Raw genomic sequence first — 26699 nt, 5'->3', positions numbered from 1 at the left:
GGACCCCGCATGCCCCAGCACACCCCGCACCGGTCCCGCCTGCTGTCCCGCCGCTCCTGGCCGGAGGCCCGCTTCCTGGCCGACGTGCTGCGCACCGAGACGGTCGGCGGCGGCCTGCTGCTGCTCGGTGCGGTGCTCGCCCTGATCTGGGCGAACTCGCCGTGGCGCGCCGCGTACGCCGAACTGAGCCACTGGGTGCCCTGGCCCGGCGGCGCCGGCCTGCACCTGGACCTGGACCTGCGCACCTGGGCCGCCGACGGGCTGCTGGCGATCTTCTTCTTCGTGGTCGGGCTGGAACTCAAGCGCGAGTTCGTGGCCGGTGACCTGCGCGACCCCCGGCGGGCCGCGCTGCCCGTGATCGCCGCGCTCGGCGGCATGATCGCGCCCGCGTTGATCTACCTGGCGGTGACGCTCGGCGCCGGCGGCGCCGGCCTGCGCGGATGGGCCATCCCCACCGCCACCGACATCGCCTTCGCGCTCGCCGTGCTCGCCGTGGTCAGCTCCCACCTGCCGCAGGGGCTGCGCGCGTTCCTGCTCACCCTCGCGGTGGTCGACGACCTGTTCGCGATCACCATCATCGCGGTGTTCTACACCGCCGACTTCCAGCCGCTGCCGCTGCTCGGCGCGCTGCTGCCGATCGCCGCGTTCGGGCTGCTCGTGCAGCGCCGGCGGACCTGGTGGTGGGCGCTGATCCCGCTGGCGGTGGTCGCCTGGACGCTGGTGCACGCCTCCGGCGTGCACGCCACCGTGGCGGGCGTGCTGCTCGGTTTCACGGTGCCGGTGCTGCGCGGCCGCGACGGCGCGCCCGGCCTGGCCGAGCGGCTGGAGCACCGCTGGCGGCCCGTCTCCGCCGGCTTGGCCGTGCCGGTCTTCGCCTTCTTCGCCGCCGGGGTGACGCTGGTCGGCGTGGACGTGGGCGGCGTGCTGACCAACCCGGTGGTGATCGCGGTGGCCGCCGGGCTGGTGCTCGGCAAGGTGATCGGCGTGTTCGGGTCGACGTACCTGCTCGCCCGGTTCACCCGGGCCGAACTGGACGAGGAGATCACCTGGGCCGACCTGCTCGGGCTGGCGCTGCTGGCCGGCATCGGCTTCACCGTGTCGCTGCTCATCGGCGAGCTGGCGTTCGGCGCCGGCAGCCCGGAGGAGGACGGCGTCAAGGTGGCCGTGCTGCTCGGCTCGTTGATCTCCGCCCTGCTCGCCTCGGTGGTGCTGGTCCGCCGCAACCGGGTCTACCGGCGGATCAGCGAACGGGAGAGCCGGGACGCCGACGGTGACGGCATCCCGGACGTCTACCAGGAGGGCCCGGCCTGAAGCCGGCGCGGCGGGTGCGACCAGCCGGTCACACCCGCCGCTCCTGCCACGCGGTTGCGCCTCAGCTCCGGCGCTCGGCCGGGCGCGGCTCGCGCTTGCGCTCCGGTTCCTCGAGCGCCTCGGCGGCCGGGCCGGTGAGGTCGTCGCCGGGCACGGCCACCTGCTCGGCGCGGTCCTGCTCGTCCTCGCGCCCGCCCGGCGGCGGCTCCGGCGCGGTGGCGCCCCCGGCGAAGCCGTACTCGTTGGGCTCGTCGTGCCTGCTCATGGGCGGAACCTCCCGGTCGTGCCGATTCGTCCTCCGCCGGGCGGTCACCGCCACGGCGCTCACCCGGCTACTTACCCACCGAAGCGGTCTCCGATCATCGGGCGCAGCCGCGGGTCGGCTCAGGTCAGCTCGGAGACCGCCTCGAAGATCAACCAGAGGCCGCAGACGGCGAACAGCACCGCCGCGCCGTAGCGGATGGTCCGCTCCGGCAGGTGCCGGCCGAGCATCCGGCCCACCAGGATCGCCAGCGCGTCCGCGGCCACCATGCCGAGCGTCGACCCGAGCCAGGTGCCGAACCAGCCGTACTTGGTGGCCAGCGTGATGGTGGCGAGCATGGTCTTGTCGCCCAGCTCGGCCAGGAAGAACGCCACACCCACGGCGATGACCGCGGACCGGCCGCCGCGCTCGGCCTTGCGCTTCTCCTCCTCGGTCAGCCTGTCACCGCGCAGCGTCCACGCGCCGAAGCCGAGGAACGCCAGACCGGCGATCAGCGAGATCCAGTCGGTGGGCAGGGCGGCGTTCAGGCCGTACCCGATGGCCACCGAGGCCAGGTGGACGACGGCGGTGGCGATCGTGATGCCGATGAGCACCGGCACCGGCTTGAACCGCGTGGCGAACGTCAGTGCCATGAGCTGGGACTTGTCGCCCAGCTCGGCGACGAAGATGACGCCGAAGCTGACCACCAGCGCGACGAGGAAACCCTCCATGTGAACCTTCCCGATCAAGCCGGGAGGAGGAACGGGGGCGCCCTCGACCCGGCTGCGACAGCCTGAGTCGAAGGTCTCGCCCGCCCCGGAGACCGGGGCCGCGTGGCCGGATGCGGAACGCACCAGTGTGTCGACCACGACATTGGGGGCTACTCCCCTTCGCGCCGCCCAGCCTAGCCGATCACCGGCGGGCCCGGTCACCGGGTGTGGGCGGGGCCACGGCGGCGCTCAGTCGGCCCGCGCCAGGCTCACCCCGAACAGCCCGTCCGGGTCGGTCCAGAACGCCCGCCGGTCGAACCCGGCGGCGGTCAGCTCGGCCGCGATGCCCTCCGGCCGGAACTTGGCCGACACCTCGGTCCGCAGCTCCTCACCGGCGGCGAACACCACGTCGGTGTCCAGGACCCGCACCCGGGTCGGGTGCTCGGCGCGCAACCGCATCTCGATCCACTCCCGCCGCGGATCCCAGACCGCCACGTGCCGGAACGCGTCGACGTCGAAGTCCGCGCCCAGCTCGCGGTTGATCACCCGGAGCACGTTGCGGTTGAACTCGGCGGTCACGCCCGCCGCGTCGTCGTACGCGGGCACGATCACGCCCGGATCCTTGACCAGGTCGGTGCCGACCAGCAGCCAGTCGCCGGTCTCCAGCGCCGCGCGCATCGCGGTGAGGAACTCGGCCCGCTCCACCGGCAGCAGGTTGCCGATCGTGCCGCCGAGGAACGCCACCAGACGCCGGCCGCCGGTGGGCAACCGGTCCAGGTGGCGGGTGAAGTCGCCGACGATCCCCCGCACCCGCAGCCCCGGGTACGCGGCGGCGATCTGCTCGGTGGACGACCGCAACGCGCTCACCGAGACGTCCAGCGGCACGAACGTGCCCAGGTCACCGTGGCGGGTGAACGCGTCGAGCAGCAGCCGGGTCTTCTCCGACGAGCCCGAGCCCAGCTCGATCAGCGTCTTCGCGCCGGTCATGGTGGCCACGTCGTCGGCGTGCGCGGCCAGCACCGCCCGCTCGGCCCGGGTCGGGTAGTACTCCGGCAGGCGGGTGATCTCCTCGAACAGCTCGCTGCCCCGGGCGTCGTAGAACCACTTCGGCGGCAGCCACTTCGGCGTCGCGGCCAGCCCGACCCGTACGTCCTCCCGCAACCCACGGTCGAGGTCCTGCTGCTCCAGGTGGATCTCCAGCGGCTCCGCGCTCATCGAGTGTCCTCTCTTGCGGTGGGTACGGAACGTCAGGCGGCGCTCGTCTCCCGCACGTCGAGCCCGCCCGTGGTCGCCACCACGAGCCGGCCGTCCGGCACGGCCCGCCAGGCCGGGTCGTCGTCGAACGGTTCGGACGCCAGCAGCACCGAGTCCGGGCCGCGGCGCACCGACAGCGCGTGCCCGGCCGTGCTCGCCACCACCGTCGTACCGTCGGTGAGCAGCAGGTTCAGCCGCGACCCGGGAGCGGCGGCGGCGACCGCCGCGACGGTGTCCGCCACCGCCTCGTCCGGCGGCGCGCCGGCCCGCAGCCGGTGCCGGACCAGCGCCCACAGCAGCGCCGAGTCGGTCGGCACGTCGAGCGTGATCAGGTCGCGGACGGGCAGGCCGGCGGCGAGCGGGACCAGGCTGTCCGGCCAGCCCCGCACCACGCCGTTGTGGCTGAACAGCCACCGCCCCTCGGCGAAGGGCGCCGCGGCGGTCTCGTGCAGCGGCATGCCGACCGTGGCGGAGCGGACCGCGGCCAGCACCGCCCGCACCCGCGTCACGGCGGCCAGCTCCGGCAGCGTCGTGTCGCTCCACATCGGCTGGGCCCGCCGGTAGCGGACCGGGTCGCCGTCGTCGTCGGGGTACCAGGCGACGCCGAAGCCGTCGGCGTTGATGGTGCCGCCGCCGCGCATGTCACGCGGCGCCCACGACTGGCGCAGCAGCCCGTACGGCGGGTCGAACAGCAGGCTGCCCAGGAGCACAGGTGGACCGAGGTACGCGAGGTGACGGCACATCGGGCCGGCTCACTCCTCCGGGCCGGCGTCACGGGCGCAGCGGAACCCGCTGAAGATCTGCCGCCGGATCGGGTAGTCCCAGTTGCGGAACGTGCCCCGGCAGGCGGACCGGTCGGTGCCGAACGAGCCGCCCCGCAGCACCCGGTGGTCGTCGCCGAAGAAGACCTCCGAGTACTCCCGGTACGGGAACGCGGTGAAGCCCGGGTGGCCCCGGAACGGCGAGGAGGTCCACTCCCACACGTCGCCGACGAGCTGGTGCACACCCAGCGGCGAGGCGCCGGCCGGGTACGCGCCCACCGGCGCCGGCCACAGGTGCCGCTGCCCCAGGTTGGCGTGCTCGGTGGTGGGGTCCTCGTCACCCCACGGGTAGCGCCGGGACCGGCCGGTCGCCGGATCCCAGCGGGCCGCCTTCTCCCACTCCGCCTCGGTGGGCAGGCGCTTGCCGGCCCACGCCGCGTACGCCTGCGCCTCGTACCAGCAGACGTGCACCACCGGCTCGTCGTCGCGTACCGGCGACCAGCGGCCGAACCGGCGGTACGCCCAGCCGTCCCCGTCGCGCCGCCAGTGCATCGGCGCGCTCAGGTCCGCCTCGACGCGGTGCCGCCAGCCCGCCTCGCTCCACCAGCGCGGCTCGTCGTACCCGCCGTCGGCGATGAACGCCCGGTACTGCCCGTTCGTCACCGGGGCGGCGTCGATGAGGTACGCCGGAAGGTCGACGGTGTGGGCCGGGCGCTCGTTGTCCAGCGCCCACGGGTCGGTGGAGGTGCCCATGGTGAACGGCCCGGCCGGCACCCGTACCTCCCCACCGGCCCGGGCGCGGGGCTCCGGCGGGGGCGGCGCGTCCAGCACCGGGGCGCCCGCGCGCAGCTGGTGGGTGGCGAGCATGGTCTCGTCGTGCTGCTGCTCGTGCTGCACGATCATGCCGAACGCGAACCCGTCGGCGACCAGGGGACGCTCGGTGAAGCGGATGCCGTCGAGCAGGTCGAACACCTTGTCCCGCACCGTACGCACGTACGCGCGGGCCTCGGCCGGCGGCAGCAGCGGCAGCGCCGGCCGGTCCTTGCGCGGCTGCTTGAACGCGTCGTAGAGGTCGTCGATGTCGTGGCGCACCGGGTCACGGCCGCCGACGTCGCGGACCAGCCACAGCTCCTCCTGGTTGCCGACGTGCGCCAGGTCCCAGACCAGCGGAGACATCAGCGTGGAGTGCTGCCGGACCAGGTCGTCGTCGTCCACCGCGTCGGTCAGCAGCGCGGTACGGGCCCGGGTGCGCTCCAGTTCCGCGGCGATCCGGTCGCGTAGTCGCTCGGTGGTGGTCACCGGTGTCCCCTCTCCGCGGCGGCGCGGTGCCGCCGGATCGCTCGCCGGGTCTCGTCGTGGATGCCGGCCGGCAGGCCGAGCCGGGGCAGGGCCGTCAGGGCCAGGTCGAACAGCGCCGCCGCGGCGGTCGCCAGCGGGCGCTCGGCCAGCCCGCACCGGGCCGCCGCGCGCCACCGGTCGGCGACCGGCGCGGCAGCCGCCAGCGCGTCCCGGGTGGTGGCCGGGTCGGCGAAGATCGCCGCCAGCACCGCCAGCGGCACCGTCCACTCCGGGCCGGGCTGGGTGTCCAGGTAGCGCAGTTCGAGGTAGCCGCGCGGGCGTACCGGCGGGAACAGCGTGCTGAGGTGGTAGTCCAGGTCGTCGGTGGTGGGCGGGCGGGGCAGCGCCCCGGCCAGCCAGTCGGCGAACGTGACACCGGGCGGCGCGGTCCAGTCCGGGCCGTCGCCGCGGACGCAGAGCAGCGGCGCGGCGAGCGCGTACCCGGTCCAGGCCGCCACCGGGTCCTCGCCGGCGCGCTCGGGCGACCAGACCGGACGGGTGCGGGCCGGGTCGATGGCCAGCCAGGTGGCCATCCGGGCGGAGGCCCAGCCGGTACGGCGCCCCGCGTGCCGGTCGGCGGTGGCGAAGGCGGCGAGCAGCGGCGGGCCGACGGCGTGTGCGGTGGCCCACCTCTGCGCCAGATGGTCCGGCTCGCCCGCGTCCAGGCAGACCTGGAGGCCGGCGGTGCTGTACATCATCGCCCGTCCCGCCGGGCCGCGGCGGTCGAAGGCGCATCGCATGGCCCGGTAGCGCGGGGTCTCCACGACCGGCCGGGGAAGGCGCCACGGGTCGATGCCGCTGCGGCCGAGCACCAGGCCGGCGGCGTCCAGGCGGGCCCGCAGCTCGGCGACGTCGGCCTCGGTGGCCAGGATGAGCGCGGCGACCGACGATCGCGGTGTCGCGGAGATCTCCACCTGCCCGCCGGGCTCCACGGTCACGGCGCCGCCGCGCCGGAGCTCGTCGGCCGGGCTGGTGGGGTCGAGGGTCACGGGGCTGTGCCGCCCCAGCGCCTCGCGTAGTCGCTCGCGGTCGACCGGCCGGGCCGGGTCCGCGGCGTCGTGCACGGTCCATTCCAGTTCGACGCCGACGAGTGCGGGTGGCCCGGTCTTGAAGCAGATCCGGGCCAGGTGGCCCCGGGCTGTCTCCTCGTCTCCCAGGACGACTGCCCGGTCCAGATCCGGCGACATCACCATGGGACGGCTCCTCCTCGGCGATGGGCGACGACGTCGTCGCGACGCGCCCGGCCGGGACGGCACGGGACGCCGCCCCACCATCCTCTGTCTAGCAGACGAGTTCCGCTTGCCCGGAGAGATGAATTTTTGTCCGGAATCTGATTGCGCGGTGGCGGTCAGTCGTCCGTCCGCGGGCCTGGGCGCTCGGGCTCCGGGTCGTCGTGCGGGTCGTCCGCCGGAGCGCCGACCAGGTTCCGGCAGTAGCTCTCCACCTGCTCAGGGCCGCCCGCGGCGGCCACCAGGTCGGCGAAGCCCGGCGTGGTGAGCGCCTTCTCCCGCTGCCGCTCCGACTTGGTCAGGTAGGCACGGCAGTGGCCGGCCATGCTCGCCCCGCCGGCCGGGGGTGCGGACGGCCGGGCCTTGGCGCTCGGCGTCCCGGAGGGCACCGGCGTCGGCGCCGGTGGCGACGCCGCTGCGGACGCGTCGCCGGCGGGGGTGCTCGGCGCCGGCCGCGACGGCCCGGTGACGGCGGGGCCGGTGGGTCCGGCTGTCGTCGCGGGCGGGAGCACCGGCTCGGGGTTGCGGTCCAGGCGTACGGCGGCGAACGCCACCCCGGCGACCGCCGTGGCGGCCAGCCCGGACAGCGCGGCGGCGATCCGCAGGCGCCGGCGCGGGCGCGGCGCGGCCACCGGCGCCGGTTCGGTCCCGGCGCGGGCCGCCCGGAAGGCGGCGAGCGCCCGCTCCTCCCCGGCGACCTCGCCGGGGGCCGCCGGTCCGGCGGCGGCGGACAGCAGCCGGCTCAGCGGGTCGGCGTCGGCCCCCGGCGGCGTGCCGGCGCGCGCGGCGTCGAGCAGGCGGTCGGACTCCGCCCGGTCGGCGGGCCCGCCGGACCGGCGAGCGTACATGCCGTCGTCTCCCCTCACGTCAGCCCTCCGCCGGCTCGGCCTCGGGCGCGTGCGGCACCTGGCGGTCGGTACGGGGACGCGGCGCGACGGCGTCCCGGGTGTCGTCCGGCGCGGCCTGCGCCGCCGAACGCTCCAGCATCGCGGCCAGCCGGCGCAGGCCCCGGTGTGCGGCGGTACGCACCGCGCCGGCCCGCCGGCCCAGCACCCGCCCGGCGGTCTCCGCGTCCAGGCCGATGACGGCCCGCAGCATCACCGCCTCGGCCTCGGCCGGCGGCAGCGTACGGATCAGCGCCAGCGCGCTCTCGGTGGCGATTGCCTCACCCGCCCGGTCGGCGGTGTCGACGTCGGCGGCCAGGTCGTTGAGCGCCTGCACGGGCACCGGCACGGAGGGACGCCGCCGCTGCCGGCGCAGATGGTCCATGGCCCGGTTACGGGCGATCGTGACCACCCAGGCGCGGAACTCGCCGCCGGTGAACGACGGCAGGTCACGCGAGATCTGGAGCCACGCCTCCGAGGCCACGTCCTCGGCGTCGGCGCCGACGAGCGCGGTCAGGTAGCGCAGCAGCGCGGGTTGCAGGCTGCGGTAGAGGAACCGGAACGCCTCCTCGTCGCCCGCCTGCGCCCCGGCGACCGCCTCGTTCAGCTCGGCCGTCACGCTCGCCGTCCCGTGACGGCCCGGCGCCGGACGTCGACGGGCGTCGGTGACCACACCGCCATCCGCACTCGGCCCCCCGGTGAGCTGATCAGGCACGCGCACGAGGGTGCGGTGCGCCTTGGACACTGCCGCGCGGCATCGGGCGTCGGCGGGACATACCGTACCGGCGTCCGGGAGCGGCCGGGAGTCGGGCCGACACGGGGCCCGGCGAACTGCGTCGGCAAGCCGTCGGAGGCCGGAAAAACAGAGAGAAATGTCTACCCCTGGCACCGGCGTGTCGGGGTAACACTCAGGGCGGCCGCGACGCTCCCCCGGACGGATCACCGCCGGCACGGCGGACCGGGAACGCGGGGGCGCGTGACTTCCTGGCCGATCGTACCGGGTCGATCACGATCAGCCGATCGGCGTCCCGGCTGCCGCACACCCGGCCGGACGGCCCACCGAACCGGCCGCGGATATCGCGGGAAATACTTCGCGCCCGCAGTGGGTACGGTATGGGGGTGCTGTCCTCAGACGTCGTACTCAGCGGTCGGTACCGCCTGGATGACCGTGTCGCCACCGGCGGCATGGGCGACGTCTGGCGTGCCACCGACCTGGTCCTCGGTCGCCCGGTCGCGGTGAAGGTGCTGCTTCCCGCCCTGGTGTCCGACCCCGACTTCATCGCCCGGTTCCGTTCCGAGGCCCGGATCATGGCCTCCCTGCGCCACCCCGGCGTGGTCCAGGTCTTCGACTGCGGCGAGGACGACCTGCCCGGCGGCGGCCGGGCCGACTACCTGGTGATGGAGTTCGTCGCCGGTGAGCCGCTGTCGCGGCGGATCGAAACCGCCGGGCAGCTCGAGGTCGCCGAGACCATGTCGATCGTGGCCCAGGTGGCGCAGGCGCTGCACGCGGCGCACGGCCGGGGCATCGTCCACCGGGACGTGAAGCCGAGCAACCTGCTCGTGCAGGACGACGGCACCGTGGTCCTGGTCGACTTCGGCGTGGCCCGCTCGACCAACGTCACGAGCATCACCAGCACGAACGCGGTGCCCGGCACCGCCCTCTACATGGCGCCGGAGCAGGCCGCCGGCCGGCCCGTCTCGGGTGCCACCGACGTGTACGCGCTCGGCGCCGTCGCGTACTGCTGCCTCACCGGTAGCCCGCCGTTCACCGGCGACAACCCGCTCCAGGTGGCCGTACGCCATCTCGACGACGAGCCGCCGGAGCTGCCGGCGGAGATCCCGGCGTCGGTGCGGGAGCTGGTGTCGCGGGCGCTGGCGAAGGATCCGGCCGACCGCTACCCGAGCGCGGCGGCGATGGCCGACGCGGCGCGGGCCGCGCGTACCGACTCGCCGACGGCGACGGTGGCGCTGCGCGGCGCGGCGGGTCCGGCGCGGTCGCGGGACGACCAGCCGGCGGTCCGCCCGGGCGCCGCGGTGGCGACGTCGCGGCGGCGGAGCCGGCGCGGCACGCTCGTCGGGGCGCTGGGCGCGGTGCTGGTGGCGATGGGGGCGCTGGGCGCTCTGGTGGCGGCCGCGAACGACACCGCCGAACCGGCCACGAAGATCGACAAGACCGCACCGGCGGTGGCGCCGAGCGAGCAGGCCGCCGAGCCGGTCGTCGACGAGCCGTCGGCGGACGACGACTACACCTACCGACCGGTCGGTCCCGGCGACAGGCCGTCGGCCACGCCCTCGGTGACGCCGAGCTCCTCCCCGACCCCGTCGGCGCAGCCGAGCGTGACCGACGAGCCGGCCCCGACGGACGAGCCGAGCAGCACGCCGTCCAGCGCGCCGACGACGACGGCGCCCACCACGCCGCCGGCGCCCGACCCGACCACCGCCGACCCCGGCACCGGCACCGGCACCGGCGGCGGGGACACCGGCGGGCAGCCGGTCACCCAGCCCTGACCCACGGCATCCACGAGCCGGCCCCGCCCACGGCGGAGCCGGCTCGTGCGTGTCCGGGACCGGGCGGTCAGTCCGCGCCGAGCGACGCCACGACCGGCCGGGACAGGGCGCGGCGGGCCGGCAGGACCGAGGCGAGCAGGGCGGCCACCACCGCCACGGCGACGATCAGCCCGATCCGTCCCCAGGGCAGCACCAGCGCGAAGTCACCGCCGATGCGGGCGACCACGGCCGTCGCCCCGGCCGCCGTCCCGGTGCCGAGCGCGATGCCGAGCAGCGTGCCGACGAGCGCGGTGAGCACCGCCTCGACCGCGAGCACGCCCCGCATCCCGGCCCGGCTCAGCCCGACCGCGCGCAGCACCGCCGTCTCCCGGGTGCGTTCCACCACGGACAGGCTGAGCGTGTTGGCGACCCCGACCAGCGAGATCACCACGGCCAGGCCGAGCAGCGCGGTGACGAACCCCAGCACCAGGTCGACGGTGCCGGTGAGCATCTTCTTGTACGCGGCCTGGTCCATCACGTTCACCGTCGGGTAGCGGGCCAGCACCGACTCGACGGCGGCCCGGGCCGCATCGACGCTCACCCCGGCGGCCGGGTCCACCTCGGCCAGGTAGCCGCGCTCGGCCGGGAACATGGCGGTGAAGTCGGCGTCCAGCACGTCCACCAGATGCCCGGCGGGCACCGGACTGCCGGCCAGGACCGGCTCCTCGTCGGCCACCACCGCGGCGACCCGGAACGGCCGCCCGGCGAGCGTGATCGTGGAGCCGGCCGTCCAGCCCCGGGCGGCGGCCAGTTCGCGGTGCACCAGCACCGCTCCCGGCCCCAGATCCGCCGGGTCACCGGCGTCCACGGCGGACAGCGTCCGCCGGACCAGCGCCGGATGCGCGGCGCGCAACTGCACGTCGCCGACCACCCGGCTGCGCTGCTCGTGCACCACGCCCAGCTCCGGGCGGGCGGCCAGTTCGCCGGCGACCGTGGCCGGCAGGTCACCGCCGATGCCGGTGACGAGGAAGTCCACGCCGATCCGGGCGTCCACCGCGCGTTCGATGCCGGACTTGACACTCGCCGCGCCGACCACGAAGGCCGAGACCAGCCCGATGCCGATCACCATGGCCGTCGCGGTGGCGGCGACCCGGCGCGGGTTACGCACCGCGTTCGACACCGCCAGCCCGCCGGTGGCGCCGAACGCCGCGCGGAACGGCCCGCCGAGCACCCGTACCAGCGCCGGCACCAGCACCGGGCCGAACGCCACGATGCCGCCGAAGGCCAGCAGCCCGCCCGCCGCGACCAGCACCACCTGGCCGGTGGCGCCGGCGCCGGCCAGCGCCGCCACACCGGCGGCGAGCGCCAGCACGCCGACCCCCAGCCGGATCCGACCGGCCGGGCGGACCGGGTCGACCGCCGCGTCGGTGAGCGCCGCCACCGGTGCGACCCGGGTGCCCTGCCAGGCCGGCAGCGCGGCCGACGCCACCGTGAGCAGCGTCCCCAGCCCCAGCGAGACCAGCAGCGTACGCGGGGTCAGCGTGAGCCCGCTGCCCAGCGGCACGCCGGTGCCGGCGAGCAGGAGGCCGAGGCCGCCGGCCACCGCCGCGCCGGCCAGCACTCCGACCACGGAGGCGAGCAGGCCGGTCACCGCCGCCTCGGACAGCGTGGCCCGGTAGATCTGCCCCCGGGTGGCGCCGACCAGGCGCAGCAGCGCGGTACGCCGGGAGCGCTGGGCGAGCACGATGGCGAAGGTGTTGGCGATCACGAAGCCGGCCACCACCACCGCGACCGCGGCGAACGTGCCCAGCAGCATGCCGAACTGCCGCAGGTCGCGTACCGCGTCGTCGACTGCCGCGTCGAGGACGGCGTCCCGGTCCCGGACCGTCACGTCCGGCCCCACCACGGCGCGGATCCGGTCGGCCAGCGCCGCCGCGTCGGCACCGGGCCGCGCCGCCACCATGATCCGGCCGTAGCCCTTCTCGCCGCTGACGGTGAGCGCGTCCGGGCCGGTCAGCCCGATGTACGGGCCGCCGACGTCGCGGGAGCTGCCGTCCACGTCGACGGCACCGACCAGGGTGTACGGGCGGGCCGCGCCGTCCCGCCCGCCGATCGACACCGGTCCGCCCAGTGCGAAGCGCTGCTCGGCGACGGTCCCGTCGTCCAGCACCACCTCGCCGGGGCGCTGCGGCAGCCGCCCGGCCACCACGTCGTAGGACTGGAGGTCCGCCTCGGTGGGGATCGCGGCGAGCACCGCGTACCCGAGCACGGGACGGCCGTCGGTGCCGACCACGCCCACGGAGCCGGTCAGCTCGCCCGCGGCGGCTGCCACCCCGTCGACGGCGCGTACCCGGTCCACGAGCGCCGGGGGCAACGGATCGGTCCCGGCGTACGCGGCCAGGTCGGTGTGTCTGTCGAACTCACCGGCCCGCTCGTACGCCCCGGCGCGCATGCCGTCGACGAACATCAGCGTGCCGGCGACGAACGCGACGCCGAGCACGATCGCCAGCGAGGACAACAGCAGGCGCAGGCCGTCGGCGCGGACCTGGCGCAGGGTCAGGCGCAACATCACGCTCACCGCCCCGCCGGCGCCACGGCCGGGTCGAGCCGGCTGAGCGCGTCCCGGACGTCACCGACTGTCGGCTCGTGCAGCTCGTCGACCAGCCGGCCGTCGGCGAGGAAGACCACCCGGTCGGCGTGCGCGGCGGCGGCCGGATCGTGGGTGACCATGACGACGGTCTGGCCGAGCGTGTCCACCGCCTCGCGCAGCAGCCGCAGCACCTCCGCGCCGGAGCGCGAGTCGAGGTTGCCGGTCGGCTCGTCGGCGAAGATCACCCACGGCCGGTTGATCAGCGCGCGGGCCACCGCGACGCGCTGCTGCTGCCCGCCGGACAACTCGGCCGGACGGTGCCCGAGGCGGTCGGTCAGGCCCACCGCGGCGACCACCTGACGCAGCCACGTCGCGTCCGGCCGGCGGCCGGCGATCGCCAGCGGGAGGACGATGTTCTCCTCCGCGGTGAGCGTGGGCAGCAGGTTGAACTTCTGGAAGACGAAACCGATCCGGTCCCGGCGCAGCCGGGTGAGCCGCCGGTCGTCCAGGCGCGTCAGGTCGGCGTCACCGATGTGGACCGCCCCGGCGGTCGGCCGGTCGAGGCCGGCGAGGCAGTGCAGCAGCGTGGACTTGCCGGAGCCGGACGGGCCCATGACGGCGGTGAACCGGGCGGCGGCCAGGTCGAGGTCGACGCCGCCGAGCGCGACGACGCGGGACTGCCCCACGCCGTACTCCTTGCGCAGTGCGCGGGCGGCGAGGGCGACGCCTGTGGTCGGTGGTGCGGACACGGTGGTGCTCCTGTCGGACACGGTCTTTCGGACAGTTCCGACGCTAGGTCCGGCACCGGTCAGTTGATCTCCACCTGCGCGCTCGACCTCGGTGCGACCACGGTCGTCCCCCACCGGGCAAACCCGTACGACCTGAGACGTACGGCCGGTCAGCCGCCGGGCGTGACCAGGCCGCTCTCGTATGCCAGGACCACCGCCTGGACCCGGTCGCGGAGCTGGAGCTTGGCCAGGATGCGGCCCACGTGGGTCTTCACGGTCGCCTCCGCGACGTGCACCCGGGCGGCGATCTCGGCGTTGGAGAGCCCCTGTGCCACCAGCAGCAGCACCTCGCGCTCCCGCTCGGTGAGCTGGGCCAGCCGCGGGTCCGCCGTCGGCGCGGGGCCGAGCTGCCCGGCGAACCGGTCGAGCAGCCGCCGGGTGATCGACGGGGCCACCACCGAGTCGCCCTGTGCCACCACCCGGATCGCGGCCATGAGCTCCTCCGGCGGCACGTTCTTGAGCAGGAACCCGCTCGCCCCGGCGCGTAGCGCGGCGAACGCGTCGGCCTCGGTGTCGAACGTGGTGAGCACCAGCACGCGCGGGCCGCCGCCGGCCGAACCGGCGCAGATCCGCCGGGTCGCCTCCACCCCGTCCATGGTGGGCATCCGCAGGTCCATCACTACCACGTCGGCCTCGACCCGGTCCAGCACCCGCAGCGCGTCCGCGCCGTCGATGGCCTCGCCGACCACCTCCAGGTCCGGCTGGGAGCCGAGCACCATCCGGAACCCGGCCCGCACCAGCGCCTGGTCGTCGACGATCATCACCCGCACGGTCACGCCGCCGCGCTCCCTTCCTCGATGCCGGCCGCCGCGGGCAGTGGCAGCCGCGCCTGCACCCGCCAGCCACCGGCGAGTGTGGGGCCGGCGGCGAGGCTGCCGTCGTACACCCCGACCCGTTCCCGCATGCCGACCAGGCCGTGCCCGCCGGACGGCGCCGGCCGGACCACCGGAGCGCCGCCGCCGTCGTCCACCGCCCGGACCACGACGGCGTCCGCGGCCCAGTCCAGCGTCAGCTCCACCGACGCGCCGACGCCCGCGTGCTTGAGCGCGTTGGTCAGGCTCTCCTGGACCACCCGGTAGACGGTCAGCTCCAGGCCGGGCGGCAGCGCCCGCGGGGTGCCGGCGCCGCCGCAGGTGATCCGCAGCCCGGCGGCACGGAACCGGTCGAGCAACGCGGGCAGTTCCACCAGCGCGGGTCGGCGGTGCGCCGGCTCGGCGGCCGGCTCGTCCGCCGCCGGCAGCGGCTCCGGACGGTCGGGTTCCCGGAGTACGCCGACCAGCCGCCGCATCTCCTCCAGCGCCGCCCGGCCGGTGTCCGCCACCACCTTGGCCGCCTCCCGGGCGGTGGCCGGATCCCGGTCGAGCGTGAACCACACCCCGTCCGCCTGCACGATCATCACGGCCATGCTGTGGGCGACCACGTCGTGCAGCTCACGGGCGATGCGGGTGCGTTCCTCGGCGACGGCGGCGCGCGCCTCCGCCTCCCGTTCCCGCTCCAGCGTGGCGGCACGCTCCTCCAGGCTGACCACGTAGAGCCGGCGGGTCCGCAGGTTCAGCCCGGCCAGCCAGACCGCGCCGACGATCAGGGCGTAGAAGAACGCGCCCATCCACCAGGGCCCGGTGCCGGGCGACTGGAGCGCGGCGAGCACCCCGCCGATCGCGGCGACGACCCCGGCGAGGATGCCGTCGCGGAGCCGGTCGGCGTACTTGACCACGCTGTAGAGGGCGATCAGCACGGCGACGTCGTAGCTGAGCGGCCCCCAGCCGGCGATCACCTGGACCAGCGCGAGCGCGGCCACCAGGACGCCCACCGCCGACGGGTGGGTACGCCGGAAGAACAGCACCGCCGCCATCGCCAGGCCGACCGCGGACGCCGCGAGCCCGGTCAGCCCGGCGAGGTACCCGGACAGCACGAAGAACACGACGAGCCCGCAGACGGCGGCGTCGAACGCGACGCCCCGCAGCGGACGACCGAGGATCAGGCGGTTCACGATCCCCCAGCCTAGGCCCGCCGCCCGCCCTCCCCGGCCCGTCCCCGGCCCGTCCCCGTCGATCATGAAGTTGGCGGCGGATGCTGTCCGATTTGTCGCAGCCAACCTCATGATCGACGGGGTGAGGGTGGGGTGGGTTGGGGGTGGGGTGAGGGCGGGTCAGGGGGTCAGGAGGGCCTGCATGCGGGTGATCTCGGCGGACTGCTCGACCGCGACCGCGGTGGCGAACTCCTGCATCGGCTGGTCGACGCCGACCTTCAGCAGGTCGGTGGACATGACGATGGCGCCCCGGTGGTGGTCGGACATCATCTGCACGAACAGCCGGTCGAACGCCGCGCCGCGCGCGTCCGCGAGCCGCCGCATCGCCTCGGCGGACTGCATCCCGCGCATGCTGCCATGGTCGTGCCCGGGCACGTCGGCGGGCAGGTCGCGCGTGCTGAGCCAGGCGCGCAGCAGGCCGACCTCCGGACCCTGCGCGGCGCGGATCCGCTCGGCCACGGCACGGATCCGCGCGTCGGCGGCGCGCTCGGGCGCGAGCGATGCCATCTCCAGGGCCTGCTCGTGGTGCGGGATCATCATCCGGACGTACCAGACGTCGAGGCTGTTCCACCGCGGCGTGGTGGCGCCCCGGACCTGCTCGGCGGCGCGGGTCGCGGCCGGCTCCCCCGGCCGCCCCGGCACCACCACGGGTGGCGCCGACGCGACGGCGCTCGCGCTCGGCTCGGCCACCGCGACCGTTCCGGCAGCCTCCGGGGTACGGGCGTCGTCGTCGCGCCCGGTCAGCGTCAGCGCGCCGACCACCACGAGGGTCACCAGTGCTGTGACGCCCACCCACACTCGCGCCTGCCGGCTGGTCATACGACGCCTCCTCCGGTCAAGGTGACAGCGATCCTATCCATAGACGAAAGTTCCCCAGTGTGACCCAGCTCACATTGATGGGCGTCGTCAATAGGTAAGGTGTGGCGAATCATGACCCCCTTTCGAAGGGTGTTGCCGATGATCAACATCCGCACGTCCCGCATCCGGATCGTCAGCCTGGCCGCCGCCGGCCTGCTGCTCGCCGGCGTGTTCACCGCGCCCCCGAGCAGCGCGCAGGAGATCCCCCGCGCCCAGGCCGCGCCGGCCACCGTGGACAACGCCGTCCCCGGTGTCGACGAGATCTCCAGCAGCCCCAACCTGCGTCAGGTGGCGAACCTGCCGAAGCAGGCGCCGTTCGACACCTCGGCCGCCCTCGGCACCGACATCGCCTTCCAGGGGCGGTACGCGTTCGTCGGCAACTACGACGGGTTCGTCGTCTACGACGTCTCCCGCCCGAACCGCCCGACGATCGTGTCGCAGGTGCTCTGCCCCGGCTCGCAGAACGACATCTCGGTCCACGGCAACCTGCTGTTCCTGTCGACCGACTCCTCCCGCAGCGACGACTCCTGCGCCAGCACCACCCAGCCGGCGTCGGTCAAGGAGTCCTGGGAGGGCATCAAGATCTTCGACATCCGGGACAAGCGCAACCCGCGCTACATCAAGTCGGTGGAGACGGCGTGCGGCTCGCACACCCACACCCTGGTGCCCGGCAAGGACAAGCGGAACGTCTACCTGTACGTCTCCTCGTACAGCCCGCGGGCCGAGTTCCCGGACTGCCAGCCGCCGCACGACTCCATCTCCATCGTCAAGGTGCCGGTGAAGAGCCCCACGACGGCCTCCGTGGTCGCCACGCCGAACCTGTTCCCGGACGGCGGCTACCCGGGCGTCCCGGGCCAGTCGTCGGCCACCACCGGCTGCCACGACATCACCGCGTACCCGTCGAAAGACCTGGCCGCGGGCGCGTGCATGGGTGACGGCGTCCTGCTGGACATCAAGGACCGTGAGGCCCCCCGGGTGATCGAGCGGGTCACCGACGCGGAGAACTTCGCGTTCTGGCACTCGGCCACGTTCAACAACGCCGGCACCAAGGTCGTCTTCACCGACGAGCTGGGCGGCGGCGGCGCGGCCACCTGCAACGAGGTGGTCGGCCCGAACCGCGGCGCGGACGCCATCTACGACATCACCGGCCGCGGCGACGCCCGCAAGCTGGAGTTCCGCAGCTACTACAAGATCCCCCGCGTCAACACGGACACGGAGAACTGCGTGGCCCACAACGGCTCGCTGATCCCGGTGCCCGGCCGCGACATCATGGTCCAGGCCTGGTACCAGGGCGGCATCTCGGTGTGGGACTTCACCGACTCGCGCAAGCCCAAGGAGATCGCCTACTGGGAGCGCGGGCCGCTGGACGCCTCGCAGCTGCGTACCGGCGGCTCCTGGTCGGCCTACTGGTACAACGGCCACATCTACTCCAGCGACATCCAGAAGGGACTGGACGTGCTGGAGCTGCGTGACCCGCGCACCTGGCTGGCCCAGTTCCTGCTGGTGCCCGAGCTGAACGTGCAGACGCAGGCCGGTTACCTGAGCTGGTGACCCGCTGACCGTGGCCGGGCCCGGTGCTCCCCTCGGGGGCACCGGGCCCGGTGCGGTCCCGGGACCGGAACGGACACGTGCCGGTGACGATCGACGACCGGACGGCGGTGCCGGGCGACGCCCTGATCCGGGCGCTGCACGAACGCCTCGCGCCGTCCCGCGAGGCGTTGCGCCTCGTCTGGACGCACTGCCGGATCGTGTGCGACATCGCCGGACAACTGCTCGACCGCAGCGGTGTGGACGCGGACGCCGCCGTCGTACGGGCCGGCAGCCTGCTGCACGACATCGGGGTCTACCGCCTCTACGACGCGGACGGGCGGATCGACGAGCGGAACTACGTGCGGCACGGCGTGCTGGGCCACGCGCTGGCGCGGGAGGCGGGGCTGCCCGAGGTGATCGCCCGGTTCTGCTCCCGTCACACCGGCGTCGGGATCACCCGGGCGGACGTCCGCCGGCAAGGGCTGCCGATCCCGGCCGCCGACTACACGGCCGTCACCGTCGAGGAACACCTCGTGATGTACGCCGACAAGTTCCACAGCAAGACCACGCCGCCGTCGTTCGTCTCCGCCGCGTCCTACGCGGTGGCCGTACGGCGCTTCGGCGCGGACAAGGTCGACCGGTTCGCGGCGCTCGTCGAGCGGTTCGGCGAGCCGGACCTGTCCACACTCGCCGCCAGGTACCGGCAGCCGATCGTCTGAGCGGACGTGGTCAGTTGCTCATCGGCAGCCGGTAGTCGCGGGTGCCGCCGCCCGCCGTCACCACGCGCACCTCACCGCTGCGCAGCCCGTACGTCACCGACCAGCGGGTGTGCGACTGGCGTACCGCGTTCAGCAGCCGCAGCGCCCCGGCCGTGTCGACCACCCCACCGGTGCGGTCCAGTTCCTTCGCCAGCACCCCGTACCTGTGGTCCTGCCGCAGTTCCCGGTCCGGCACACCCACGGCCGGCACGTTCGTCAGCGCCTGCCACGGGGCCTGTCGCCGATCCACTGTGAGCTTGCCGTCGACGAACTCCACCACCGCGGACGCGCCGGTCGCGTCGGCCAGCAGGTAGTGCAGCGGCGGCCCGCCGTCGAAGTCCAGGTTGTAGCGCTTGAACACGGCGACCGCCTCGTCGACAGTGGCGGCCGAGTCGAGCACCAGGCGCAGGATGCGCACCGAGCCCACCTTGGGCAGGCCGGGCACCGGCTCGGCGCGCGCCCCGTCGTCGGCGGCCAGCCCGACGGCGAGACCCCGCTCGTTCATGCCGTCGAACGGCAGCAGCGGCGCGTCCAGCAGCCGCCGGTCCCCCGTCGGGTCGGCGGCCACGCCCAGGTACGAGATGTCGACCAGCGAGATCGAGGCGTACCCGTCCGGCGGGTCGGTGCGCAGCACCAGCGCGGGGTTCGGCTCCCAGTCGAAGTTGCGGGCGAACACCGGCCGGTCGCGGTCGGCGAGCGCGGCGAACAGCGAGCAGCCGAACGGGCTCGGCGGCGTCGACCCGGCCAGCCCGGCGGTCGGGTCGTAGTCGCCGTCGTACGTCATCTCGTACATCGGCAGGTCGTCGATCTTGCGGAGGCTGGCCAGGGTTCGTTCGACCTGCCCCGGGTCCTGCCGCGAGGCGGTCGGTGAGCCGGCCGCGGCCGGCGGGTCGGACCGGCGGCTCTCCCCGCAGGCCGTGCCGAGCAGGAGCAGCGCGAGCCCGCCGGCGATGAGGGTCCTCCGCATGACAGCGACGCTAGAAGAGGCGTCGGCCGATGTCCATCCGGGACCCGGTCAGCTCCGCACGACGGCGAACATCCAGCAGCCGTACACGACGTTGCGGCTGTGCAGCAGGTCCACCGCCGGGTCGGCGAACAGCTCCGCGATCACCGCCTCCGGGTCGCCGCCGTCGTGTCGCCGTCCGCCCACGATGCGGCCCCGGCTGTCGTACGCGCGCAGCACCTGCTCGCGTCCGCGCCACCCGGACGGGTACGCCGTCACGTCGTCCGGGCCGGCGCAGCCGGTGGCGTGCGCGAACACCGGCCCCACCTCGCGGTACGGGCCCGGCGGCAGCGGCGGGGCGTACCCGAACAGCAGCAGCGCCTCGTCCGGCCGGGCGTCGCGAAGGCAGCCGCCCGAGCACCGGCTCGCCGCCGGTGGCGCGCCGGTGCTCGGGCGGCTGCCCGGTGGCGTCGCGGCCGGTGCGTCGCAGCTCGGCGAGCGTCGCGGCGGGCAGCGGGTCGACCCGGAACGCGGTACGGGTGGTCGTCACGGTCCCAGCCTGGCGCGGCGCGGAACGCGGCGCTGGCGGTGATCGGACCTGGCATTCGGGTGCCGCGAGAATGAGCACGGAGCGGGCACCCGCCGGCCGGGTCCGGCGCCGACAATGGCCGGATGGACGTCGACGACTACCGGACCCACTCCCCGTACAGCGATCCCCGCCACCACGTGGCGCTGCTCGACGCCGTGCCCGCCGACCTGCCCACCGTCGCGGCGATCGCCCGCAACGTGATCGTCCACTACCGCGCCGGTGGCGTGGAGCTGCCGGACGTCCGCCGGGCCGAGGTGAACCTGCGCTGGATGGACCGCATCCTCGACGCCGACCAGTCCCGGTTCCCGCTGCCGCTGACCGCCGAGCGCCCGGCCGCCGAGCGGGTCGCCGGCTGCTGCCGGGACCACACGCTGCTCACCGTCGCGGCGCTGCGCCAGCACGGTATCCCGGCTCGCAGCCGGATCGGGTTCGTGAGCTACTTCGTGCCCGGCTGGCACCACGACCACGTGGTCGCCGAGTGGTGGGACGGCGAGCGCTGGGTCTGGTCCGATCCGGAGCTGGACCCGGCCGGCGACCGGCCGTTCGACGGCTACGACATCGACCCGGAGGCGGGGCACTTCGAGTCGGCGGCCCGGGTGTGGCTGGCGTACCGGGCGGGCCGGATCGACCCGGACACGTACGGCGTGGACCCGTCGCTGCCGATCCGGGGCGACTGGCTCGTCCACGACTACGTGCTGCTGGAGCTGGCCCACCGGCACAAGGACGAGGTGCTGCTCTGGGACGGGTTCGGGGCGATGACCGAGGACCTGACCGGCGCCGACCTCACGCTCGTCGACGAGGTCGCCGCGCTGCTGGTGGCCGCCGACCGTGGCGACGCCGCAGCCGAGCGGGAGCTGGCCCGGCGGTACGCCTCGGACGCCCGGTTGCGTCCGGGCCCGACTGTGCACTGCATGGACCCGGTCTCCGGCACGGCCGCCGACGTCGATCTGCGGCGCTGACCGGGCTCACCCGGGCAGGGGCGCCTCGTCGCCTCGGGTGCGGCGCGGGTTGACCAGCCGGCGGACCATCGGCGCGGCGTTCCAGCGGGCCGCACCGACCAGGTCCCGGGCGTGTTCGAGCACCGTGTAGTCGGGCCGCGCCATGCCCTCCGCGATGGCCCGGTCGAGGTCGTTGCCGCAGCGGGTGAGCACGCTGTCGAAGTCCCGGCGGACCGGTTCGAGCAGGTCGTAGCCGAAGGAGCGGTGCAGCCGGGCGAACAGCGGCTTGTAGAGGCGGGCTCGCTCGTGCAGCCCCGACGAGTACGACATCGGGTTCTTCGGCCGCTGCCGGACGTAGGACGGCAGCACGTCCGCGAAGGCCCGCCGGACGATCCACTTCTCCTGCCCGTCGCGCAGTTTCACGCCCAGCGGCAGCCGCATGGCCAGCTCGACGACGCTGAGGTCGAGGAACGGCACGCGGGCCTCCACGCCGTGCGCCATGCTGGCCCGGTCCACCCGTTGCAGCTCGGTCCGGCACAGGTTGCGGATCTTGTGCAGGAACAGGCGGCGGGACCGCTCCGGCCCGACCCGGTGGTACATCGGGTACCCGCCGAACAGTTCGTCGGAGCCGTCGCCGGTGAGCACCACCCGTACGCCCAGCTCGCGCAGCCGCCGGAAGATCGGCACGGAGACGACCGCGTTGATGATGTCGCCGTACTCGGTCAGCTCGGAGATGCGGATCGCCTCGCGGACGTCGGCGAGCCGGATGTCGCGCGGGCGCAGCTCGATCACCTCGTGCGGTACGCCGAGGTCGGCGGCGAGCCGCCGGGCGTACGCGACGTCCGGGCTCTCCGGCACGCCGATGGTGACCGCCACGCAGTCGGGGTGCAGTTCCCGGGCGTGCAGCAGCGCCAGTGAGCTGTCCAGGCCGCCGGAGAGCACCACGCCGACGGTGAGGTCGGTGTCCAGCCGGGCGCGCATCGCGTCGGTGAGCGCGACGCGGACCAGCAGGGCGGCCTCGTCCGGGTCGTCGATCACCGGCAGGCCGTCGCCGAGGGTGAGCAGGTCGACGTGCGGGCCGAGCCGGACCGGGCGGCCGGGCTCGACCCAGCCGTGGTGGCCGGGCGCCACCTCGCCGATCGGCGCGCCGTGCCCGACCAGCGCCTTGACCTCGGAGGCGAGGTGCAGGCAGCCGGGCAGGCGGGACCAGTACAGCGGCTTGACCCCGAGCGGGTCGCGGGCCAGGTACGCCCGGCCGGTGTCCCGCTCGACGATCACGAACGCGTACTCGCCGCGCAGCCGGCGGACCGCGTTCCCGCCCCACTGGTGGAACGCGGTGAGCACCACCTCGGTGTCGCCCGTGGTGCGAAACCGGTGCCCGAGCCGGGTCAGCTCGGCGCGCAGCTCGTGGTGGTTGAAGATCTCGCCGTTGAAGCAGAGCAGGTGCCGCTCGTCCGGTGACATCCACGGCTGGACGGACCGTTCCCGGTCCACGATCTTCAGCCGCCGTACGCCGGCGAGGAGGCCGTGTTCCTGCCGGGTCTCGGTGACCTCACCGCGCGGTGCGAGCGCGGCGAGCATCCGCCGGAAGGTGGCCGGATCCGCCTCGGGGCCGATGCTCAGCGCGATCCCGCACACCGGGTCACACCCCCATCTCGGCCTCGTACGCCCGCCGGTACCGGCGGCGGGCGTCCGGGGCGAGGCACACGTGCCAGGCCTGTCCCTCGTCGACCACGTTCACCTCACCGGCGTCCTGACGGGCCAGCAGCAGCCCGGCGAGCGCCGGGCGGGCGCCGAAACGGTCGTACCACTCCAGTTCGACGTCGGCAGCCCAGCCGAGGCAGTGCCCGCTGGGCACCATCGCGGCGTACCCGAGGCGGCGCAGCCGGTACTGGTGTTCGGCGCTGCGGGCCAGGCTGGTCACCCACAGCGGCGGCGTGCCGCCCGGTGCGACGGCGGTGAACTCCCGGGCCAGGTCGTTGAGGAAGCCGATCATCTCGCGGCGGGCCCGGCGGAACAGCAGCCCGGCGGTACGCGGGGTGGCGTCCGGGCGCAGCCGCCGCCGGACCGCCCGCAGTCCGCGTCCCACCACTGTGGCGGGTTGTTCCTGGTAGCGGAACTCCAGCAGGCCGCGGCGGCGCAGCCATTCCAGGTCGACCAGTTCGGTGCTGGCGCGTACCTGGTCGTCGGTGAGGAACGTCGGGCTGTCCCGCCACCAGAGGACGTCGACGCGGGAGAGCAGGTAGATCCGGACCAGCGCGGTGAGGTCCTGCGCCGAGCTGCGCGCGTTGGGCTGGTAGCGGGCCATCTCCAGCAGCAGCGTCTCCCGGGCGCCGATCAGCCCCTGCGGGGTGGCGTCGAGGACGGCGGCGATGGCCGGTTCGCGCAGCCGCTGGTCGAGCAGCACCTGACGGGCGGTGGTGGACGGCGCGTCGGCGAGCGCGCCCACCTCGACCAGGAGTTCCGCCACCGCCGCCCGGTACGCGGACAGGTCCGGCTCGGCGCCGGCGCGCCGGCCGCCCGCGGGCACCCGCCGGGCGGGAGCGGTGGACGTGACGGCGGGACCGGGCTGGCGACCGGGGCTGCGGCTGGGCACTCGCATGGTCTCCGTCCCCTCTCGGTCAGGACACGGCGTGATTGGGCCTGCACACACCGTAATGAGCCGAGAGGGTGGCGATCGTCCCATCTCCCCCGAAGTGCCCGATCAGGTGGCGGACGGCCGCACCAGCGCCTGCACCTCCTCGTACCCGGGCGGCGGCGGCAGGCCCGCGTCGCGCCCGGCGCCGATCGCGTCGGTCAGGTGCAGCGCGGCACCGAGCGCGGCCCGGAACAGCAGCGATCCGGTGCTGACCCGGGCCACCCCGAGCCGCCCGAGGGCGGCCAGGTCCGGACCGCCCGGCCGGTGGAGCACGTTCAACGGCAACCCCACCTCGGCGGCGAGCACGCCGACCAGGTCGTCCGGCGCGCCCGGCACGAACAGGCCGTCGGCGCCGGCGGCGCGGAACGCCGCCGCCCGCCGTCGTGCCTCGGCCAGCGGCGACGGCACGCCCAGCCACCAGGCGTCGGTGCGGGCGTTCACGAAGATCTGCGGCAGGGCGGCGCGGACGGCCGCGATCACGGCGGCGACGTGCTCCACCGGGGCCAGGCGCCCGTCCGGGCGGCCGTCCTCCAGGTTCACGCCGACCACACCGAGCGCGGCCAGCTCGCCCACGAACCCGGCGACCTCCGCCGGGTCGTCGTGGAAGCCGTCCTCGACGTCCACCGTCAGCAGCGCCGGCAGGTCCCGCAGCCGGTACGCCAGCTCCAGCGTCTCGGCGCGGGTGGCGCGGACCGCGTCCGGCCGGCCGGCCGCCGCCGCCACGCCCAGGCTGGTGGTGCCGATCGCCGGGTGGCCCCGGGCGGCGAGCGCCGCGGCGGAGGCGTGGTCCCAGGCGTTCGGCAGGAGCAGCGGTTCGCCGCGCCGGTGCAGGTCACGGAATGCGCGGTACCGGTCGGTCATCGCAGGATCACCTCGAGTCGGGTCGTCGGGACGTCAGGGGCCGGGACGGCGGGACGGCAGCGGCGGCGCAGCACGCCGACCACGCCGGCGGCCAGGGCGAGCGCGTGTCGCTGGCCGGGGCAGCCGCGGGGGCCGGCGCCGAACGTCAGCGCGGCGTTCGCCCGGCCGGCGCGGAAGCGGTCCGGCTCCGGGAAGGCCGCCGGGTCGCGGTTGGCGGCGTCGAACCGCAGCAGCAGCCGCTCCCCCGCGCGCACCGGTTGGCCGCCCAGGCTCAGCGGCCCGGCGGCTGACCCGTACCGGCGGGTCGAGGCGCAGCACCTCGGCGAGCAGCGCGTCGGTCCCGAGCCCGTCCGGCGCGGCGAGCCCGTGCCGGACGGCGGCCACGATCAGCCCGGCGGTGGCGTCGGCGGCCTGCACCAGCAGCCCGAGCCGGTTCGCTGTCACCTCGGCCGGAGCGGGCGGCGACATGGCCAGCAGCGCCGCCACCGCCCGGTCCGCCCGCCGCACCGCCGCCGGGTCGGCGCCCGGGTGGTACGCGGCGGCCACCGCCGTCACCTCCGCGACGGCCGCCGCCGGGCATGAGCGATCGCACCGAGCGAAGCGAGGGCCGTGAGGCCATGCCCGACCAGCACATTCGGCCAGGCCGAGCCGCTCCGCCAGCACCACGAGGGGTACGCGCCGAGCCAGGTCACCGGTCACGTCCACCCGGTCACCGCCGTCGTCCCCGGTCGCGGCGCGGTCGAGGATCCGGCCGGTCAGCCGTTCCGCGGCCACACCCAGTTCCCGTGGGTCGAGGGTGTCGAGCGCCGCCACCCCCACGGCTCGCCGCGCGGCATGCCGGTCCGGCGGACTGAACCGGCTCACCGAGGCGCGCAGCCAGGCCAGGCCACCCTCCGGCGCCTCCTCGGCGGGCGGCACCACGCAGCGGGGATCGGTCAGGACGGAGACGACGTCCGCGTACCGGGTGACCACCCAGCCGCCGTCGTCCGAGGTCGGCGGCCCGCAGGGCGGTATGCCCGGAGCAGCCGTGATCGTCGGTGAATCCATCGCCCGACCGTAGGGCGCCGACAGTTCGGTCCGGACCGAACGATCCGGCCGGGCACCTCCGGCGGCCCGGCGCGGGCGGGACGGGTGCCGCGGGCGGGTCAGGCGCGGGCGGGACCGCTGTCGCGGGACGCGGGCGGGGCCAGCAGCGCCGGGTCGAGCGCGAGCGCGTCGGCCAGCGCGTCCCGGCCGGACGGCGTGAGCCGTACCGCTCGCCCGGCGCCCCGCATGGTCCAGCCGAGGTCGAGGAAGCGTCCGCACAGCGCCGCCCCGAGCGCGCCGGCCAGGTGCGGGCGCCGTTCGGTCCAGTCCAGACAGTCGCGGACGAGCGGCCGTCGCGTCGCGCGCAGCGGCTCGACCGGTACGCCGAGACCGGCCAGCCAGGTCACGCCGTTGCCGGTCAGCGCCAGGCCGCCGGAGCGGTCGAGCACGCCGCGGTCGAGCAGGGCGTCGTACACCAGCACGCCGAGCCGTCCGGCCAGGTGGTCGTAGCAGGTGCGGGCGTACGCGAGGGCGACGCCGGCCGACGCGGCGCGCAACGTGCGGGGCGGGGTGGCCGGGGCGGGCGCCCGTGCGGCCAGGTCCTCGACGAGCTGGGCGACGCCCGGGTCGGCGAGGCGGACGTACCGGTGGCGGCCCTGCCGCTCCTCGACGAGCAGGCCGCCGGCCACCAGCCGGGTGAGGTGGTCGCTCGCGGTGGACGCGGCGACCCCGGCGGCGCGGGCCAGTTCCCCGGCGGTCCAGGCGCGGCCGTCGAGCAGGGCGAGGCAGAAGCCGGCCCGGGTGGGGTCGGCGAGCAGCGCGGCGAACCCGGCGAGTCCGCGGCCGTCGGCGCCAGTGGTCATCGGCCCATGTTGACACGGGCACGGTTCGGGCCGCGCCGAACGGTCCCGGGGTTCTTTACAGCACTCTCTCCAA

At 75.1% G+C, this 26699-nt stretch carries 26 protein-coding genes; 6 read left to right on the top strand and 20 right to left on the bottom strand.

Annotated elements, in window-relative coordinates:
* Positions 1 to 9 precede the first annotated feature (9 nt).
* Entirely contained in the window at positions 10 to 1311 is a 1302-nt protein-coding gene (gene nhaA, locus ACN27C_RS23025; RefSeq protein ID WP_120569702.1) for a Na+/H+ antiporter NhaA, read from the top strand.
* 61 nt (positions 1312 to 1372) lie between these two features.
* Here nhaA and ACN27C_RS23020 read toward each other — a convergent pair whose 3' ends face one another.
* The 8 genes from ACN27C_RS23020 to ACN27C_RS22985 all read right to left on the bottom strand — a co-directional run bounded on the left by ACN27C_RS23020 (position 1373) and on the right by ACN27C_RS22985 (position 8347).
* Complete coding sequence (locus ACN27C_RS23020; protein ID WP_091418011.1) at positions 1373 to 1576, bottom strand: hypothetical protein; 204 nt, start codon at positions 1574 to 1576, stop codon at positions 1373 to 1375.
* A gap of 119 nt (positions 1577 to 1695) precedes the next feature.
* Positions 1696 to 2283, bottom strand: a complete 588-nt coding sequence (locus ACN27C_RS23015; protein ID WP_120569701.1) for a TMEM165/GDT1 family protein — start codon at positions 2281 to 2283, stop codon at positions 1696 to 1698.
* A 228-nt stretch (positions 2284 to 2511) separates the two neighbouring features.
* Positions 2512 to 3477, bottom strand: coding sequence for an L-histidine N(alpha)-methyltransferase (egtD, locus tag ACN27C_RS23010; RefSeq protein WP_120569700.1), 966 nt, complete (start codon positions 3475 to 3477; stop codon positions 2512 to 2514).
* A gap of 32 nt (positions 3478 to 3509) precedes the next feature.
* Complete coding sequence (gene egtC, locus ACN27C_RS23005) at positions 3510 to 4259, bottom strand: ergothioneine biosynthesis protein EgtC (RefSeq protein WP_120569699.1); 750 nt, start codon at positions 4257 to 4259, stop codon at positions 3510 to 3512.
* Positions 4260 to 4268: 9 nt separating this feature from the next.
* Positions 4269 to 5576, bottom strand: coding sequence for an ergothioneine biosynthesis protein EgtB (gene egtB / locus ACN27C_RS23000; RefSeq protein WP_364804964.1), 1308 nt, complete (start codon positions 5574 to 5576; stop codon positions 4269 to 4271).
* Complete coding sequence (egtA, locus tag ACN27C_RS22995; RefSeq protein ID WP_422748066.1) at positions 5573 to 6808, bottom strand: ergothioneine biosynthesis glutamate--cysteine ligase EgtA; 1236 nt, start codon at positions 6806 to 6808, stop codon at positions 5573 to 5575. The genes egtB and egtA overlap by 4 nt, the downstream gene beginning before the upstream one ends.
* A gap of 155 nt (positions 6809 to 6963) precedes the next feature.
* Entirely contained in the window at positions 6964 to 7692 is a 729-nt protein-coding gene (locus tag ACN27C_RS22990; RefSeq protein ID WP_422748064.1) for a hypothetical protein, read from the bottom strand.
* Between the two features lie 19 nt (positions 7693 to 7711).
* Complete coding sequence (locus ACN27C_RS22985; protein WP_013476621.1) at positions 7712 to 8347, bottom strand: RNA polymerase sigma factor; 636 nt, start codon at positions 8345 to 8347, stop codon at positions 7712 to 7714.
* A gap of 500 nt (positions 8348 to 8847) precedes the next feature.
* Between ACN27C_RS22985 and ACN27C_RS22980 the strand changes: the two genes are divergently transcribed.
* Positions 8848 to 10236 carry a serine/threonine-protein kinase gene (locus ACN27C_RS22980; protein ID WP_422748061.1) on the top strand — a complete coding sequence of 463 codons (1389 nt, stop codon included), beginning with the start codon at positions 8848 to 8850 and terminating at the stop codon, positions 10234 to 10236.
* A 67-nt stretch (positions 10237 to 10303) separates the two neighbouring features.
* On the opposite strand, the gene ACN27C_RS22975 is transcribed toward ACN27C_RS22980, so the two are convergent.
* The 5 genes from ACN27C_RS22975 to ACN27C_RS22955 form a co-directional block, all read right to left on the bottom strand.
* The gene (locus tag ACN27C_RS22975; RefSeq protein ID WP_422748058.1) at positions 10304 to 12784 is read right to left on the bottom strand and encodes an ABC transporter permease; all 2481 of its coding nucleotides are present in this window, start codon (positions 12782 to 12784) and stop codon (positions 10304 to 10306) included.
* A 5-nt stretch (positions 12785 to 12789) separates the two neighbouring features.
* Positions 12790 to 13554, bottom strand: coding sequence for an ABC transporter ATP-binding protein (locus ACN27C_RS22970; RefSeq protein WP_422748056.1), 765 nt, complete (start codon positions 13552 to 13554; stop codon positions 12790 to 12792).
* 149 nt (positions 13555 to 13703) lie between these two features.
* Positions 13704 to 14369: a response regulator gene (locus ACN27C_RS22965; RefSeq protein ID WP_120569694.1), complete on the bottom strand. Its 666-nt coding sequence runs from the start codon at positions 14367 to 14369 to the stop codon at positions 13704 to 13706.
* Complete coding sequence (locus ACN27C_RS22960) at positions 14366 to 15583, bottom strand: sensor histidine kinase (RefSeq protein ID WP_422748053.1); 1218 nt, start codon at positions 15581 to 15583, stop codon at positions 14366 to 14368. Before ACN27C_RS22960 ends, ACN27C_RS22965 begins: the two co-directional genes overlap by 4 nt.
* 159 nt (positions 15584 to 15742) lie before the next feature.
* A complete protein-coding gene (locus ACN27C_RS22955) occupies positions 15743 to 16441 on the bottom strand; it encodes a DUF305 domain-containing protein (protein WP_120569692.1) in 699 nt (232 codons plus the stop codon).
* A gap of 138 nt (positions 16442 to 16579) precedes the next feature.
* Here ACN27C_RS22955 and ACN27C_RS22950 point away from each other — a divergent pair, with 138 nt between their 5' ends.
* Both ACN27C_RS22950 and ACN27C_RS22945 read left to right on the top strand, forming a co-directional pair.
* The gene (locus tag ACN27C_RS22950; protein ID WP_120569691.1) at positions 16580 to 18031 is read left to right on the top strand and encodes an LVIVD repeat-containing protein; all 1452 of its coding nucleotides are present in this window, start codon (positions 16580 to 16582) and stop codon (positions 18029 to 18031) included.
* Positions 18032 to 18108: 77 nt separating this feature from the next.
* Positions 18109 to 18729 carry an HD domain-containing protein gene (locus tag ACN27C_RS22945; RefSeq protein ID WP_393379834.1) on the top strand — a complete coding sequence of 207 codons (621 nt, stop codon included), beginning with the start codon at positions 18109 to 18111 and terminating at the stop codon, positions 18727 to 18729.
* 10 nt (positions 18730 to 18739) lie between these two features.
* On the opposite strand, the gene ACN27C_RS22940 is transcribed toward ACN27C_RS22945, so the two are convergent.
* Positions 18740 to 19735: a carcinine hydrolase/isopenicillin-N N-acyltransferase family protein gene (locus ACN27C_RS22940; protein ID WP_422748050.1), complete on the bottom strand. Its 996-nt coding sequence runs from the start codon at positions 19733 to 19735 to the stop codon at positions 18740 to 18742.
* Positions 19736 to 19783: 48 nt separating this feature from the next.
* Positions 19784 to 20062 (bottom strand): DUF1203 domain-containing protein, encoded by a 279-nt coding sequence (locus ACN27C_RS22935; protein ID WP_422751666.1) that lies wholly within the window; start codon positions 20060 to 20062, stop codon positions 19784 to 19786.
* Between ACN27C_RS22935 and ACN27C_RS22930 the strand changes: the two genes are divergently transcribed.
* Together ACN27C_RS22930 and ACN27C_RS22925 are read left to right on the top strand one after the other, a co-directional pair.
* A complete protein-coding gene (locus ACN27C_RS22930; protein WP_422748048.1) occupies positions 20013 to 20303 on the top strand; it encodes a hypothetical protein in 291 nt (96 codons plus the stop codon). The two genes, ACN27C_RS22935 and ACN27C_RS22930, sit on opposite strands and share 50 nt — an antisense overlap.
* 80 nt (positions 20304 to 20383) lie before the next feature.
* On the top strand, positions 20384 to 21259 hold the full coding sequence (locus ACN27C_RS22925) for a transglutaminase domain-containing protein (protein WP_422748046.1): 876 nt from the start codon (positions 20384 to 20386) through the stop codon (positions 21257 to 21259).
* Between the two features lie 6 nt (positions 21260 to 21265).
* Here the strand turns inward: ACN27C_RS22925 and ACN27C_RS22920 are convergent, their stop codons facing one another.
* The 5 genes from ACN27C_RS22920 to ACN27C_RS22900 form a co-directional block, all read right to left on the bottom strand.
* Positions 21266 to 22876 (bottom strand): asparagine synthetase B family protein, encoded by a 1611-nt coding sequence (locus ACN27C_RS22920; protein ID WP_120569686.1) that lies wholly within the window; start codon positions 22874 to 22876, stop codon positions 21266 to 21268.
* Positions 22877 to 22880: 4 nt separating this feature from the next.
* Positions 22881 to 23840 carry a hypothetical protein gene (locus tag ACN27C_RS22915; protein WP_422748044.1) on the bottom strand — a complete coding sequence of 320 codons (960 nt, stop codon included), beginning with the start codon at positions 23838 to 23840 and terminating at the stop codon, positions 22881 to 22883.
* A gap of 102 nt (positions 23841 to 23942) precedes the next feature.
* The gene (locus ACN27C_RS22910) at positions 23943 to 24737 is read right to left on the bottom strand and encodes an isocitrate lyase/PEP mutase family protein (protein ID WP_422748042.1); all 795 of its coding nucleotides are present in this window, start codon (positions 24735 to 24737) and stop codon (positions 23943 to 23945) included.
* Positions 24734 to 24991 (bottom strand): cytochrome P450, encoded by a 258-nt coding sequence (locus ACN27C_RS22905; RefSeq protein WP_422748040.1) that lies wholly within the window; start codon positions 24989 to 24991, stop codon positions 24734 to 24736. Before ACN27C_RS22905 ends, ACN27C_RS22910 begins: the two co-directional genes overlap by 4 nt.
* A gap of 891 nt (positions 24992 to 25882) precedes the next feature.
* Complete coding sequence (locus tag ACN27C_RS22900) at positions 25883 to 26626, bottom strand: ArsR/SmtB family transcription factor (RefSeq protein WP_422748038.1); 744 nt, start codon at positions 26624 to 26626, stop codon at positions 25883 to 25885.
* Between the last annotated feature and the right edge of the window lie 73 nt (positions 26627 to 26699).

It is taken from the genome of Micromonospora sp. WMMD1219, assembly GCF_049315215.1.
Lineage (GTDB): Bacteria > Actinomycetota > Actinomycetes > Mycobacteriales > Micromonosporaceae > Micromonospora > Micromonospora tulbaghiae.
This window is presented reverse-complemented; position numbering and strand designations above follow the sequence as displayed.